We start from the raw sequence: 14,272 nt of genomic DNA on the forward strand, positions 1-14,272 counted from the left end.
ACTCCTTACTTTTTAAAACTACAAATTACCTCACAAACTAAATCTACAATTTTCTTATCAAATACGCTTGGAATTATATTATCAGCATTTAGCTCATTTTCATTTATACAATTAGAAATTCCTTTAGCAACTTCTAATTGCATTTCTGTAGTAATTTTATTAACACGTGCTTTTAAAGTTCCTTTAATTATTCCTGGGAACACTAATAAATTGTTTATTTGATTAGGATAATCACTTCTTCCAGTAGCTATAACCTTTACATTAGCTTCCTTAGCTACTTCAGGCATTATCTCTGGAGTTGGATTTGCTAAAGCAAATATTATAGCATCTTTACTCATTGATTTTGCCATTTCTTCTGTTAGTATATTTCCAGCACTAACCCCTATAAATACATCTGTTCCAACTAATACTTCTTTAAGTGTACCAGCTTTATTTTTGTTAAATTTAATAGCACATTCTTTTTGATATTTATTACTTGAATTATCACTTGTGATTATACCATATCTGTCACAAATTACAACATTATGAAATCCAGCTTCAAATATTAAATTAGCTATAGCTATTCCTGCAGCCCCAGCTCCATTAACTACAATTTTAATATCAAAGCCTTTTTTTACAACTTTAATAGCATTTAAAAGTGCTGCTAAAACTGCAATAGCTGTACCATGTTGATCATCATGAAAAACTGGAATATCACAAATTTCATTTAATCTTTCTTCAATTTCAAAACAACGTGGTGCACTTATATCCTCTAAATTTATTGCACCAAAACTACCTTCTATAAGCTTTATTGTATTTACTAACACATCTACATCATTATCATTTATACATATAGGAAATGCATCAACTCCTGCAAATTCTTTAAATAAAAGACATTTACCCTCCATAACAGGCATTGCAGCTAAAGGCCCAATATTCCCAAGTCCTAACACAGCACTTCCATCAGTAATTACACCAACTAAGTTTCCTCGTCTAGTGTATTTATATGAAGCTTCACTATCCTTTTCGATTTCTAAGCAAGGATAAGATACACCAGGAGTATATGCAACTGCTAAATCTTCATTGCTATTTACAGGACACCTGCTTATAACTTCTATTTTTCCTTTCCATTTTTCATGGGCTTTCAAACTTTTTTCTTTCATAAAATCACCTTCCTTCCTATGTATAATAGATTTTTTTTTATTACTATTCAATAGAATTGGATGATTTAAGACCTAAGTATTTTTTGTAAATAAAAAAATAAAAGATAGCAATTTGCTACCCTTTATAATAAAGATAATAAACCTAGCTATTCTCTTAATTTATATCTCAATTATTAATCTCATTTTCTATATCTTACTAAGAAATCAAGTATTATACATATTAGATTCTACATATACAGATACCTTATTAGGAATTCCTAGAAATAAGAATCTTATTAAAGGTATTCGCCTAACTATAAAAATTGAAAATGGTAGTGATAAACTTCCAATAATAAAATTACTTATAAAAAATATATTATAACTATCTAATTTTATTACCTTTGTTATAAAAATCATAGATGCTACTTGGAAAAACCATGAGAAAATATAAATATCCATTGAATAATTTCCTAATTTACTAAATATTAATTTTAAACTATTATATTTTTTTATAAATATTGCAAAATATAAGGCTAGTATTATCCCCAATATCCCGCAAATGAGCATATATATATTCATTAAAATCTGATTTAGAATAATTCCCTTAGTAATAATTGTTGAATATATAGCAATAATAGCTGCTGAAACTATTATTATGTATTTATTACACTTATAATTTATTTTGTTTTTTAAATCATAAACTTTTCTAATATACATTCCAATGAAATAGTATATTAAAAAAAATGATACTCTATTTAATGCTAGAAAATATAAATTCTTTGGAGTAAATATATTTATTAATATTCCTATAACAACTATAAATTTCCAAGAAAACTTATCTAGTATTGGTGAAAGTACACTAACTATAAATAATGCGTATAGAAACCATAAAGCGCCCATAATAGCATTTTCGGGATATACAGCTGTTGTTTTGAACATTTCAAAAATATTTTGTATATTTACTTCTTTATTAATTACTACTTGAGCAATTATCATCAATCCATTTGTAATTAATGATATAGTTATAAATGGAATCATTAATCTATTAAATTTATTTTTAATAAATTTAATATAATCTTTTTTTAAGTTCATATTAAAAGATTTAACTGAAAGAAATCCTGATATCATAAAAAATAATGGCATATGAAAAGCATATATAAATTGAACAATAAATTCATATGTACTAGGTCTAGGCAAAAATGAATTTGTTGCTGCATGTCCTATAAATACCAATAAAATTGCTATACCTTTAATTATATCCACTTCATCTATACGTTTTTCCATTTTTCTTCCCCCAATTTTATTATTTCAGTTTACATAATACTAAATAAAAATATATTAGTAAAATTTTTATATTATACAATGAAGTGTTCTAAGAAGATTAGACATATAGAACTTATTATTTCTTTTATTTTCTTAGTATCACTCCTAAATTTATATAAAACCAATAATTTTTTCCATAATATTAGCTATAATGTAATAGGTTAACTAAGCTATAGCAAAATCTATCATAATAGTTATCTAATCTAATAGATAACATTTAATAAGTTATTTGAAATCTATATATTATATTAATAAATTTAGTTATTATTAATATACATTATAATTTATAAGGGGAGATTTAAGTTGTTAGTTTATATATGTTGTGCTGGAGGGCTTACTTCTAGTTTGTTTTGTTCAAAAATAAAAAATGCTTCTACTGAAGATACTATTCTTATTGAAGATATTATGAATGTTATATTAAATTATAAAGAATATAACGAGAAATATAATCTTATCCTTGCTTATGGTCCTGCTGAATTTGTAAAAGAATCCTCAGTAAATGATTATAGTTTAAATAATCTTATTGATTTAATTTTAATATGCCCTCAAGTTAGATTTTTATTACCTTCAATAAAGAAAATCATGGAACCTTATTCAATTAAATGTGATGTTTTAGATATGAAAACCTTTGGAACTATGAATGGAGAAAAAGCATTAAAGGATATAATTGAATATGCTAATAATTTAAAAAGTCAAGGATAGCAAATGCTATCCTTGACTAATATTATATACTTCACGTAACTTATCTTTATAGTCTATTGGATAAATTATATTAGACCTTATTAAAACAGTATCAATTTTATTTACCTTTAATTTATATATTTTATCTACAGGTTTATATATAAGGTTAAACTTGTCTTTTTCTAAGTGATATTCTTTAGTTTTAAAAGCAATTCCTTCTAGCTTAATTAAACTATTTTTATAATCATAAATGAAATTAGAAGAGGAATATGGAAGTAAAAATAACATAATTAAAATAATTGTTAAAACTATTAGCCAAAAAACTGGGTCAAAAATAATATTAGATTTATTTATATTATCAGATTTGATTATATTTCCTATATTAATAGAAATTAATATGATCCAAAACCATTGTGGGTACATATAGCATACATTTGTTGAAAAAAGTATTTTTTCTTTATTTAATTCTTCTATTAATACATTTAATAAAGGCTTTTCATCATTTTTTATATTTGCTATTTTGTAAATTCTAATTCTTTTTCCATATAATATTCTTAAAAAATAGTCATCATCTATATAAGCTGCTCTAACCTTATTTAAGTTTAAAGTACTCTTATATAAAAATCTATAAAAGATTATTTTATCATTTTTTATTTCAATATATTTTTTATTGTGATAGTCATGTATTACCATATTTTTCTCCTAATTTATAAATTCAAAATATATATTACTCTATAATTATTTTAAAATAACATTACAATATTGTAAAGTTTTTACATAAAGACTTTATTATTCTATCTTCCTCCAACGACACACCATAACTTGGTTCTTATACTTTGAAATATATAATAAAAAATGAATGTTGTTTATTGGATTGCATATTACACCTCAAATTACATTAAGAACTCATGTATTTATTATGAATTAGGATTTTTGTATTTTACACAATATTATGGAGAAGTATAATATCGATAAATTAGTTCTTAATAACTATATACTAGTTCAAGTGACCACAATGTATTATCGTCGATATTTTTATTCCATTATTTCCCAGAAAATATATTTAATTATCTAGACCTAAACTATAAAAAGCTTTGTTTTAACAATACTTTAGGAAGTTATATATTTGTATGTTATGTAACTAAATATAAAAGTAGAGCTAATAAAAATATTTATTGACTCTACTTTTTAAAGTTAGTTTCTCTGTATTAATTATTTTATAAGAATATTAGGACAATATCTTCTAATTATCTCCACAGCCATTTACTACTAAATCTGCTCCTTCAGATGGTCTATGTTCTATCATGTATTTATCTTCTTCTACCATCCATACTTTTTCCCATATATCCTTTACTGATTCTCCATCACGTGCAATTCCTCTTCTCAGTCTCAATTCTCTTGGACAATCAACGAAAATTTTAAAATCATAAAAATCTGCTAATTCTTTTCTCGTTGAATATACACCTTCTATAATTACAATTCCACCAACAGATACTCTATGCCAATCACTTAATGAATCGGAACACCACCAATTAAAAGGGTTGACTGCTTTCTTTGTAAATTTTCCATAGTAATTAATAATTGTTGAAATGATTTAAATGTTCCTCTAATACTCTTAAAATTCATATCTTATTAATCCCTCCATTAAGATACATCCTTAACCGTGGCTCTGTTAAATATTTTTGTTGATATGATAGTTCCGTAATCACATACAAACAAATTTTTAGAATTTCATTCTTTCTGTAGTAAATATCCTAATATAAAATTTATTATAATTCTAATAATATTTAGTTAAGTGTTTTTACTATTTCTAATTCATATTTATTTAATATCTCTAAATCAGGTTCACTATAAAACTCTAATAGCTGACTTAATATAATATTAGTTTCAGTCTTATAGCTTAACACCCTAGCTTTAGCTTCTCTTCTAAAATCACTCCAAGTCCAAAGGTGTGCCGTTCCTTCAATTGCTTTAACTTCACATATGTAATTATTAGATTTTAAAATATACTGTGCTATTGATAATTTTCTATTATCTTTATCAATTATAAATTCTTGAGAGTAAGATTTTATAACTTCTTTAGTTTCTTTATCTAAATTATAATATTTAATATATAAATCTTTAAACTTTCCCATTGAAATACTCCATCTTTTTAATTTATGTCTCTGTTAGGTATTTTTGTTTATATTATATAAAGTGACTTTCATATCGATACTTTCCTCTAACACAGCCTAATTTATATACATTATATCATTTCAATTAATAAAATAGGCTTAATAATATTTTTTAATACTATTAAGCCTGTATATTATTTATTTTTTCTTAAATATAATCCTAATGATATTGTTGCTAAAGCCAAAACATATAATCCTGCAGTACTTCTGCCTCCAGTTTTAGGCAAACCCTTATTTTTTTTTGGGGTTATTGTAATATCTTTATTAGGTTTACTTGGTTCTTCAGTTTTTATAGAATCTTTTGAGTTTTTAATTTCTAATTTTATATCTTTATTTTCTTCATTTATAGTAATTTTTTGTTCCTTTTTATCTAAAACATATCCCTTTGGAGCCTCTATTTCTACCAGTTTATATTCTCCATATGGTATATTTATAAATTTAGCCTCACCATTTTCCCCTGTTACTACTGTTGCAATTACCTCTTCCTTTAAATTTCTAAGTTCAAATTTAGCACCTTGTAATAATTTTTCTTTATTATTACTATCTACCTTCTTTATAGAAATTGATCCTAGTAATAATTCAGGTTCCACTGGAATTAATGGTATTTCTTCGTTTTCAATATTTAAGTTAATATCCTTAGCTTCTTTATCTATTTTAATTTCTCTTTCATTATTTTTTAATAAATATCCCTTTGGAGCTTCTATTTCTACTAGTTTATATTCTCCGTATGGTATATTTGTAAATTTAGCTTCACCATTTTCCCCTGTTACTACTGTTTCAATTGCCTCATTGTCTAAATTTCTAAGTTCAAATTTAGCACCTTGTAATAACTTTTCTTTACTTTTGCTATCTACCTTCTTTATAGAAATCGATCCTAGTAATAATTCAGGTTCCACTGGAATTGATGGTATTTCTTCGTTCTCAATATTTAAGTTAATATCCTTAACTTCTTTATCTATTTTAATTTCTCTTTCATTATTGTCTAAAACATATCCCTTTGGAGCTTCTATTTCTACTAGTTTATATTCTCCGTATGGTATATTTGTAAATTTAGTTTCACCTTTTTCTCCTGTTACTACTGTTTCAATTACCTCATTATCTAAATTTCTAAGTTCAAACTTAGCACCCTGTAGTAATTTTTCTTTATTTTTGCTATCTGTTTTTATTATTGAAATACTACCTAATTTATAGTTTTTAACTACAAGATCTAATTTTTCTTTTGAGGTTATAGATACTTCTATATTTTTCTCTTCATCCAAGAGCTGATATCCTACTGGAGCCTTTACTTCCTGAAGTGTGTATCTTCCAAATTTTAATTTAGGAACTTCTATAACACCATTTTCATCAGTAACTGCCTTTCCTATAAATCTTTCTTTTGAATCATATAAGTCAAACTCTGCTCCTGCTAGCTTCATTTCTTCATTATCAGCATCAATTTTCACTATTCTTAGACTACCTACTTCTCCACTTCCAGTACCTGATCCATCTGTAATTCTAACTACTATTTCTTTTTCAAATGGTTGGTTTTCAGTTGTAAATCCATCACCTTCGAAATAAACACTATTTGATATTTTAGAATAATCTACATCTGTTATTATCTTAGTCTCATATTCCACATAGTACATAGTATCAATTGGTTTTAAAAATTCAAATTTAAATATTTGTTTACCACTTGTCAAATCTGGTGGGCTAACTGTAACCTTATAGTCAGTATATAAACTATTATCTGAAGCTTTATAAACTTTAAAACTATCTTCTATAACTTGATGCCCTTCACTTAATGTATCAACTAAAGTTGCATTTTCTATTTCTGATAAACTCTTATTTACAGCTATTTTCCATTTGATGTTTTTTCCTATTTGTTGCCCTTCTTTTTCTACAAACTTATCATGATCTGTATAAATTACCTTTCCTGAATAATCAACATCACCTACAGTTGCGGTGTTTAGGTATTCTGATTGAGATTTACCTATGATTTTTGTTTTAAATATAATCCTATAAGGACTACTCACACTATTTATTTCTATTTTAAAGCTTTTTTCATTTATTTCTTTTATTGTATATTTGCTACTATCTACCTTTTTCCCAACCTTCATATTACCATTTGCTTCAACTGAATACTCATAAACTTCTATAGAATCCTTATCTATTACTTGATTATCTTTTATAGTATCTAAAATTTCTATACTTCCTAGATTTTTAGATAAATAATTTAAATTGATTGTCCAAGTAATTTCTTTTTTGTCTCTATCTAAAACCCCTGATTTATTACCATTATCACTTGCTATATTGCTTATTGTTTGAGTTGCTGATTTAGTTATCGGCGTTTTTATATTGCTTCCTGTAAATACAGCTTCATTTACATACTTTGTTTTATTAGCTATATTCAAATGTATTTCAGGATCAAAATTTGTTCTATAAGTTATTGTATATAAAGCATCCTTAACATCTTCTAAAAATATAACCTTAAATCCTTTAGTTAAATTATTAGCTTCTATAAGTTCTAGCTTATAATTAATATCCTTTTTTAAAGTGGTATTACCTTTCTTTACTATAAAAGTATCACTAATTAATGATAATCCTCCATTTGGAAATGTATCTGTTACCACTAAATCTTTAATAGGCTCTTTTAATGGATTTATAGTTATTTTCCATCCCATTGTCTTTTTAGAATAATCTATACTACCATCTGATGATTTTGTAAAACTATTTGTAATTGTAGGTCTTTTAATAATGTTTCCTGTTCCAACTCCATTAAGAAAAGCTTCATTGCTAAAACTTACTTCATCAATGTTTGTAATATCAGTTCTATAGACTAATCTATAGGCACTATTTATACTTCCTAAATTAACCTTAAAACTTGTATTTCCATTTTCATTTTTTATATCTTCTGCTATATATCCTGATAAAGCATCTCCATCTATAGTAGCATTTCCATTGTTATCTAACTTTAATTTATAAACCTTAAGTGAGCTTTTATCAAAGCTCAAACCTGGTTTAATAGTATCCTCTACTATAGCTTGATCTATTGATTCTTCCCCAGTATTTACATCAATTGTCCATATAATATACTTTTCATTATAACCTATGGTTTCTTTACCACTTTTACTTATTAAACTTCCTCTTCTTATATTTACTGTGTAGGATACATTTTGACCTGAAAAACTAGCATTATTTGAAAAACTAGTTTTAGTTTTATCTGTAATACTTGTATCATATTCTATTTGATATGAATCAGATATATTTCCTAAATTCACCTTAAATAAAGATGGGTTTTCATAAGGCTCAAAACTTAAAGTATATTCAGATGGATTTACTATAGTCTTATTTAAAATACTTCCGTCATCATTTAAAGTTAATTTATATATCTTTATGGAACTTTTATCTAAAGATAATCCTGCTTGCATTGTATCTTCAACAATAGCTTCATTTATATTGGACATTGATTTATTTATATCAATAGTCCATTTAATTCTACTACTATTAAATGTCTTATCTGCTTCCCCCTTTTTACTTAGATCGCTTCCTTTATTTATAGTAACTTTCCCAGTAGATTCTTCTCCATTGAAATTTGCTTTATTAGAAAATAAGGTTTTGCTTCTATCAATTATTTTTGTGCTATAAGATATTCTATATGCACTATTTATACTTCCTAAATTTAGTTTAAAACCATTTTTTGTCTTATCAAATGTATATTTACTTGAATCTACTATATCCCCTAAAGTTGTACTTCCATCTAAATTTACATTTAATTTATATACCTTTAGAGAAGCTTCTTCAAAACTTAAGGATTCATCAAAAATATCCTCAATTAATGCATTATCCACTTTTGATAGTGTTTTATTTACATCTATTGTCCATGCTATTTTATCTGAATTTACTGGTTTATTAGCTATACCACTCTTTTCTACTGAAGATGCTATATTTTCTGGCTTAAATCTTATTACTATTGTTTTTTCTTCTTTATTAGAAATTGGGAAGGTAATTTTGACTGGATTTTCTCCTTTAATAACTTCTTTATTAAACTCACTATTAAATTGTACTGTTCCTTTTACATTTGAATGAGTATTTGCATAATCATTAAAAACAAGTCTTAGTTTACCATCCATGTTTAGATAAAATTTTCCTACTGATTCTCCATCTCCTATATAAAGATCACCTTCAACAGTATTATATATACTAAATACTTTAGGTACTTGTATTTCTGTATAATCTCCAGCCTTAACCTCTTCTCCATTGCTTATTTCCCAGTTATAAAATAAGGATACTTTAGCTCCTTGGTCCATTGGATATTCAGTATTTTCATCAATTATATTGCCCTTTGAATCTTTCAAGACTACAGATTTGATAGTATCTATTGCCTTATTTTCATCTTTAGTTAAATTATCATTAGCATATGCAGGGAAAGACATTTGAATAAGAAAAAATATGGTAACAATAATCGACATTATCTTAGGTTTAATTTTTTTGTTAGAAATCATTACAAAATCCTTTCATATTTTATCACGCATATGAATTGTAATTTATTCCCACAAATTCATCTATATTGTTTTTGCTATTATATATACACTTTTTTGCTATAGGATAATTATTTTTAAAAGAAACTAATTATTTTTATATAATATATTTATAGTATTTAAAATTGGGGATTTGTCAGATATTTTTGTTGATATGATAGTTGCGTGATCACATATGAGCAGGTCTTTAGAATTTTATATATCACTATTACATAGACTTAAATATGAAAATATATTTCTTAAGATCTCTGTTTTATATTCATTTTTATATTCTTCTATATTAGAGTTGCTACTTAGATATTTATTATTTTTTCTATATTCTCTAGGAGAGCATTTATAAATATTTTTGAAAAGCTCATTAAAGGTTCTTGTACTTGAAAATCCACTTTCATATGCAATTTCTGTTATAGAATTCTTTGTCCTTAATAGTAAGTTTAATGCTTTGTCTATTCTTGCATTATTTATATATTCTTGAAATGATATTCCTATATTCTTTTTAATAAAATGAGATAAATAATAAATACTTAAATTCTCTCTATTGGCTATTTCAAGTAAGGTTATTTTTCTATCTAAATTCTCATTAATATACTTTAAAATATTTTGAATTCTAGCTAAATCTTTAGTTATACTTTCCTTATTTTCAATATCATAAGTAAAATTATTTATTAAATGTGCTCCAAGTAAATTTATATCACTTCCAACTATAAACTGATAACCCCTTCTTTTTTCAGTTAATTCCCATACTATTTTAGCTAAATAATACCTTATAACATCAAATTTTTTTTGCTCATCATTGCTATAAATAAAAGATTTACAATCGAACTTAGTATTATTAAATAGAGTATATATTAAAGAATAATAATCACTATCTATATTAGCTTCTAGTATAATATTATCTTCCTTAGTTTTTATTAAATTATGAACTTCATTAGTATTTAATAAGATAAGGTCTCTTTCTTTAAGAAAATATATATTGTTACCAACTCTAATATTAAGGCTCCCTTTTAAAATTAATATAATTTTTATTTCTTTATGACATTGAAGTTTACTTTCGTAAATACTATATATATAAATTTTAATAGGTAATCCATCTTCTATTTTTATTAGCTCATTGCTATAGTTCATATTTACCTCTCTTTTTTCATTACTTATACTATATGTATCTTCTTATTTAGTTAAATATAGAGTTTAATTTAACAAATCTATATTTTATTAATTACCTATGTTACATATTTCATATATATTATTTACTTAAATTTATATGTTAAAATAAGTATTATTTATATCTTTTATTTTCTAGTACTTTAAATTTTCAATATATATTTTTTATTGGATTTTAATATTTATATGATTAAAATATTTTATATGAAAAGGTGCTGTATCAAAAGTTGTTTTGATACAGCACCTTAAAATTCTTGTACTATTTTATATCATATATTTTATAATACTTATTTTTTAAATAATCTATAAAATATTTAGGATTAAGTTCTTCTCCAGTTATATTTTTTATAATTTCTCCTGGAGTATATAAAGAACCATGAATATGAACTTTTTCTTTTAACCAGTTTGTTATTTCAATAAAGTTACCCTCTTTAACAGCTTCCATTACATTTGGCTTTTCTTCTAATAGTTTATAGAACATTTGAGCCCCATATAAATTACCTAAAGCATAACTTGGAAAGTATCCAAAAGAACCATCTGACCAATGCATATCTTGAAGTATTCCTTCGCTATCAGTTTTAGGCTCAACTCCTAAATATTCTTTGTATTTTTTATTCCATAAATCTTTAAGTTCAGCTACTGTTATTCTGTCATTAATTAATTCTTTTTCTATTTCATATCTTATTATAATATGAAGTCCATATGTTAATTCATCTGCTTCTGTTCTAATTAAAGATGTTTCAACATAATTCATAGCTTCATAAAATTCATCTAAAGTAACATTTTTAAAGTCTTCAAAATACTCTTTAGCTATAGGCAATAGATAAGAACAGAATTCTTTGCTTCTTCCTAATATATTTTCATAAAATCTTGATTGTGATTCATGTATTGCCATAGAAGCTCCAGTTTGAAGTCCTGTATTTTCTAAATTATCACTTATATTTTGCTCATAAATACCATGTCCACCTTCATGAATTGTACTAAATAAAGCTGAGGCAAATTCATCTCCATGATAATTAGTAGTTAATCTTACATCTTTGTTTCCAAAGTTTGTTGTAAAAGGGTGAACACTTTCATCTAATCTACCAGCCTCTAAATCAAAACCTATTTTTTCTAAAATATATAATGATAAATCCTTTTGCTTTTTAGTATCAAAACTTCCAAATAAGAAATCATTATTAATCTTTTTATTGCTAGCTTTAATATTATTTAATACTTCTATTATTCCATCTCTTAACTCTGCAAATACCTTATCTAATTTTTCAATTGTAAGTCCTAACTCATATTTATCTAAAAGGGTATCATATTTATCATTTTTATATCCCCAATAATTAATGAATTCCTTTTGGAATTCAACTACCTTTTCTAGATGAGGCTTGAATATCTCAAAATCATTTGCATCCTTAGCTTTTTCCCAAGCTAACTCTGAATTGCTACAAACACCAACAAAAGCTATATATCTATCTTGTGGTATTTTTTTTGTTTCATTATAGTTTCTTTCAAGCTCTTCTAACATTCTAAGTTCAGTAAGATTCATTTCATTCTTATATTGTGATAAATCCTTTATAAAATCTCCTACCTTAGAGCTAGTAATCATATTAAAGCTTTCTCCTGATAGATATTCTAAAACTTTAGATCTTGATTCTCCTGCTTTAGGTGGCATATTTGTTCTCATATCCCAATAAATTAAGTTTATTGCTTCATTTAACTTTTCATATTGTCCTAAATACTCTTTTAGTTCTGTAATTTTTTTATTTAATGCCATATTCTATCCTCCATTGTATAATATTCACTTATATATAAATATACCATAAATTAACTATACTAATAAATAAATTTTAAATAAAAAAGAATATGCCTTAAACTCATATTCTTTTTTGTTTAAATATTAAATTTATAAATCCTTATAATGTTCTAATTTTCTGTATTAGTATTAGCAGGATCAAATGTAGCTGGATCTATATTCATAATTAACTTAATCATTTCATTTTCATCAGTAATTTTCCATTCATTATCTGATTTCTCTAAAGTTATATCTCCAGTTCTATCTGTAAATTTAACTTCATTTAAACATTCTAACATAATATCATCATATAATTTGTTTTGCTCTTCTTCTGTCATTTCAGTACCAGAGAATGCTTGTGATAAAGCGCTTGTAAACATCTTTTGAATTGATTGAGCCACTACTCCAGCAATATCTGGTCCATTAATTTTAACATTAACAGTTGCTTTATCTCCATCTACACTTTCAGAATTTATTGTATATGTGATTTTTTGAATTTCACTAACCACTTTTTTATAAGAATTGCTTTGAGTATCTTCATTTTCTTTTTCTACCTCGTCTAATAAGGTAGAAATAGTTTTTTCATCGGCATTTTTTATTCCATCTAAATAAGTTTTTACTGTATCTGATGGTGAGTTACTTTTACAACCGTAAAAAGTAGTAACTGATAGCATTAAAGCCATTACTATTGATATTTTTTTTAGTAGTTTCATATATTTACCCCCTTGATAAATTTCATCAATATTTTACTATAAATACTAAATTAAATCAAATTTTTCCATAATTTATTTAAATTATCTTTTTTTGAAAATTTAGTGACTAAATTTTCTTTTAATTATCTATAAAAATCTATTGATATTTTTCATACTCTATATTGATACTATTTATTATTAAAAAATGTGAATACTTTTTATTTTTAACTATGTTATAAATGAATGTAAGCATGTAAAAGGAGGAGAACATAAAGAAGTAATGTACCATATTCAACACATTAATGCTGCTCATATCAGGTTAAAAAAGTTGATTAATGGCTTTAATAGTGTTGTCTCTAAATATATCAATAACTATATGTGTTGGTTCAATGCAATGTAGCACACGCTTATACTAATATAATAGATTTTAAAGAAATAGAACTATATTTGTTTAGTCATTTTCTTTATATTGGAATTAATGCTATAATTATCATATATCATCACCATAACTTAGTACACGCTTATAGTAAATTAACAATTCTTAAATGGAGGATTTTATGAAAGAAAAAGAATTTATAAGATGGCAAAAGTACCGTAAAATAGGACAGTTAAAGTTCACATTATTATGGTCATTATATTTTATTGTTATGATTAATATAGTTATTTTTGTTGTTTATACTATCAAAGGTAAGTTCACTTTTGAAATTGGAGACTTTCTTATAAGAGTGATAATAGGTGGTTTATCCGGTATATTTTCAGGTACAATGATGTGGAAAAGCAATGAAAAAGATTATGTAGAACATCTAAAAAAGATATGATA

11 protein-coding genes and 1 pseudogene are annotated in these 14,272 nt (G+C 24.9%); 3 read left to right on the plus strand and 9 right to left on the minus strand.

Annotated features, from left to right (window positions below; genetic code table 11):
* Nucleotides 1-5: 5 nt before the first annotated feature.
* Together ACYUEX_RS13995 and ACYUEX_RS14000 are read right to left on the minus strand one after the other, a co-directional pair.
* The gene (locus ACYUEX_RS13995; protein WP_460288740.1) at nt 6-1,142 is read right to left on the minus strand and encodes an NAD(P)-dependent malic enzyme; all 1,137 of its coding nucleotides are present in this window, start codon (nt 1,140-1,142) and stop codon (nt 6-8) included.
* Between the two features lie 204 nt (nt 1,143-1,346).
* Nucleotides 1,347-2,405, minus strand: a complete 1,059-nt coding sequence (locus tag ACYUEX_RS14000) for an acyltransferase family protein (RefSeq protein ID WP_460288741.1) — start codon at nt 2,403-2,405, stop codon at nt 1,347-1,349.
* 342 nt (nt 2,406-2,747) lie between these two features.
* Between ACYUEX_RS14000 and ACYUEX_RS14005 the strand changes: the two genes are divergently transcribed.
* Complete coding sequence (locus ACYUEX_RS14005) at nt 2,748-3,146, plus strand: PTS sugar transporter subunit IIB (RefSeq protein ID WP_460288742.1); 399 nt, start codon at nt 2,748-2,750, stop codon at nt 3,144-3,146.
* A gap of 6 nt (nt 3,147-3,152) precedes the next feature.
* Here ACYUEX_RS14005 and ACYUEX_RS14010 read toward each other — a convergent pair whose 3' ends face one another.
* From ACYUEX_RS14010 to ACYUEX_RS14040, 7 genes are all read right to left on the minus strand, one after another.
* The gene (locus ACYUEX_RS14010) at nt 3,153-3,818 is read right to left on the minus strand and encodes a hypothetical protein (RefSeq protein WP_460288743.1); all 666 of its coding nucleotides are present in this window, start codon (nt 3,816-3,818) and stop codon (nt 3,153-3,155) included.
* A 550-nt stretch (nt 3,819-4,368) separates the two neighbouring features.
* A complete protein-coding gene (locus ACYUEX_RS14015; protein ID WP_460288787.1) occupies nt 4,369-4,605 on the minus strand; it encodes a hypothetical protein in 237 nt (78 codons plus the stop codon).
* Nucleotides 4,606-4,912: 307 nt separating this feature from the next.
* Nucleotides 4,913-5,260: a hypothetical protein gene (locus ACYUEX_RS14020; protein ID WP_460288744.1), complete on the minus strand. Its 348-nt coding sequence runs from the start codon at nt 5,258-5,260 to the stop codon at nt 4,913-4,915.
* 173 nt (nt 5,261-5,433) lie between these two features.
* Nucleotides 5,434-9,711, minus strand: coding sequence for a collagen binding domain-containing protein (locus ACYUEX_RS14025; RefSeq protein WP_460288745.1), 4,278 nt, complete (start codon nt 9,709-9,711; stop codon nt 5,434-5,436).
* 300 nt (nt 9,712-10,011) lie between these two features.
* Nucleotides 10,012-10,941, minus strand: a complete 930-nt coding sequence (locus ACYUEX_RS14030; protein WP_460288746.1) for an AraC family transcriptional regulator — start codon at nt 10,939-10,941, stop codon at nt 10,012-10,014.
* Between the two features lie 295 nt (nt 10,942-11,236).
* A complete protein-coding gene (locus tag ACYUEX_RS14035) occupies nt 11,237-12,742 on the minus strand; it encodes a carboxypeptidase M32 (RefSeq protein WP_460288747.1) in 1,506 nt (501 codons plus the stop codon).
* Between the two features lie 149 nt (nt 12,743-12,891).
* Complete coding sequence (locus tag ACYUEX_RS14040; RefSeq protein ID WP_460288748.1) at nt 12,892-13,473, minus strand: hypothetical protein; 582 nt, start codon at nt 13,471-13,473, stop codon at nt 12,892-12,894.
* Nucleotides 13,474-13,693: 220 nt separating this feature from the next.
* On the opposite strand from ACYUEX_RS14040, the pseudogene ACYUEX_RS14045 reads away from it, so the two are divergent.
* Together ACYUEX_RS14045 and ACYUEX_RS14050 are read left to right on the plus strand one after the other, a co-directional pair.
* Nucleotides 13,694-13,905, plus strand: a pseudogene (locus ACYUEX_RS14045) (IS1595 family transposase); the annotation flags it as partial.
* A gap of 104 nt (nt 13,906-14,009) precedes the next feature.
* Nucleotides 14,010-14,270 carry a hypothetical protein gene (locus ACYUEX_RS14050; protein ID WP_460288749.1) on the plus strand — a complete coding sequence of 87 codons (261 nt, stop codon included), beginning with the start codon at nt 14,010-14,012 and terminating at the stop codon, nt 14,268-14,270.
* The last annotated feature ends 2 nt before the right edge of the window (nt 14,271-14,272 follow it).

The organism is Clostridium sp. CTA-7, assembly GCF_054768095.1.

Excerpts from the sequence above, each read along its gene's own strand:
- ACYUEX_RS13995 (WP_460288740.1), bottom strand. The coding sequence starts at position 1,142 with ATGAAAGAAAAAAGTTTGAAAGCCCATGAAAAATGGAAAGGAAAAATA.
- ACYUEX_RS14020 (WP_460288744.1), bottom strand. The coding sequence starts at position 5,260 with ATGGGAAAGTTTAAAGATTTATATATTAAATATTATAATTTAGATAAA.
- ACYUEX_RS14000 (WP_460288741.1), bottom strand. The coding sequence starts at position 2,405 with ATGGAAAAACGTATAGATGAAGTGGATATAATTAAAGGTATAGCAATT.
- ACYUEX_RS14025 (WP_460288745.1), bottom strand. The coding sequence starts at position 9,711 with ATGTCTTTCCCTGCATATGCTAATGATAATTTAACTAAAGATGAAAAT.
- ACYUEX_RS14030 (WP_460288746.1), bottom strand. The coding sequence starts at position 10,941 with ATGAACTATAGCAATGAGCTAATAAAAATAGAAGATGGATTACCTATT.
- ACYUEX_RS14035 (WP_460288747.1), bottom strand. The coding sequence starts at position 12,742 with ATGGCATTAAATAAAAAAATTACAGAACTAAAAGAGTATTTAGGACAA.
- ACYUEX_RS14040 (WP_460288748.1), bottom strand. The coding sequence starts at position 13,473 with ATGAAACTACTAAAAAAAATATCAATAGTAATGGCTTTAATGCTATCA.
- ACYUEX_RS14050 (WP_460288749.1), top strand. The coding sequence starts at position 14,010 with ATGAAAGAAAAAGAATTTATAAGATGGCAAAAGTACCGTAAAATAGGA.
- ACYUEX_RS14010 (WP_460288743.1), bottom strand. The coding sequence starts at position 3,818 with ATGGTAATACATGACTATCACAATAAAAAATATATTGAAATAAAAAAT.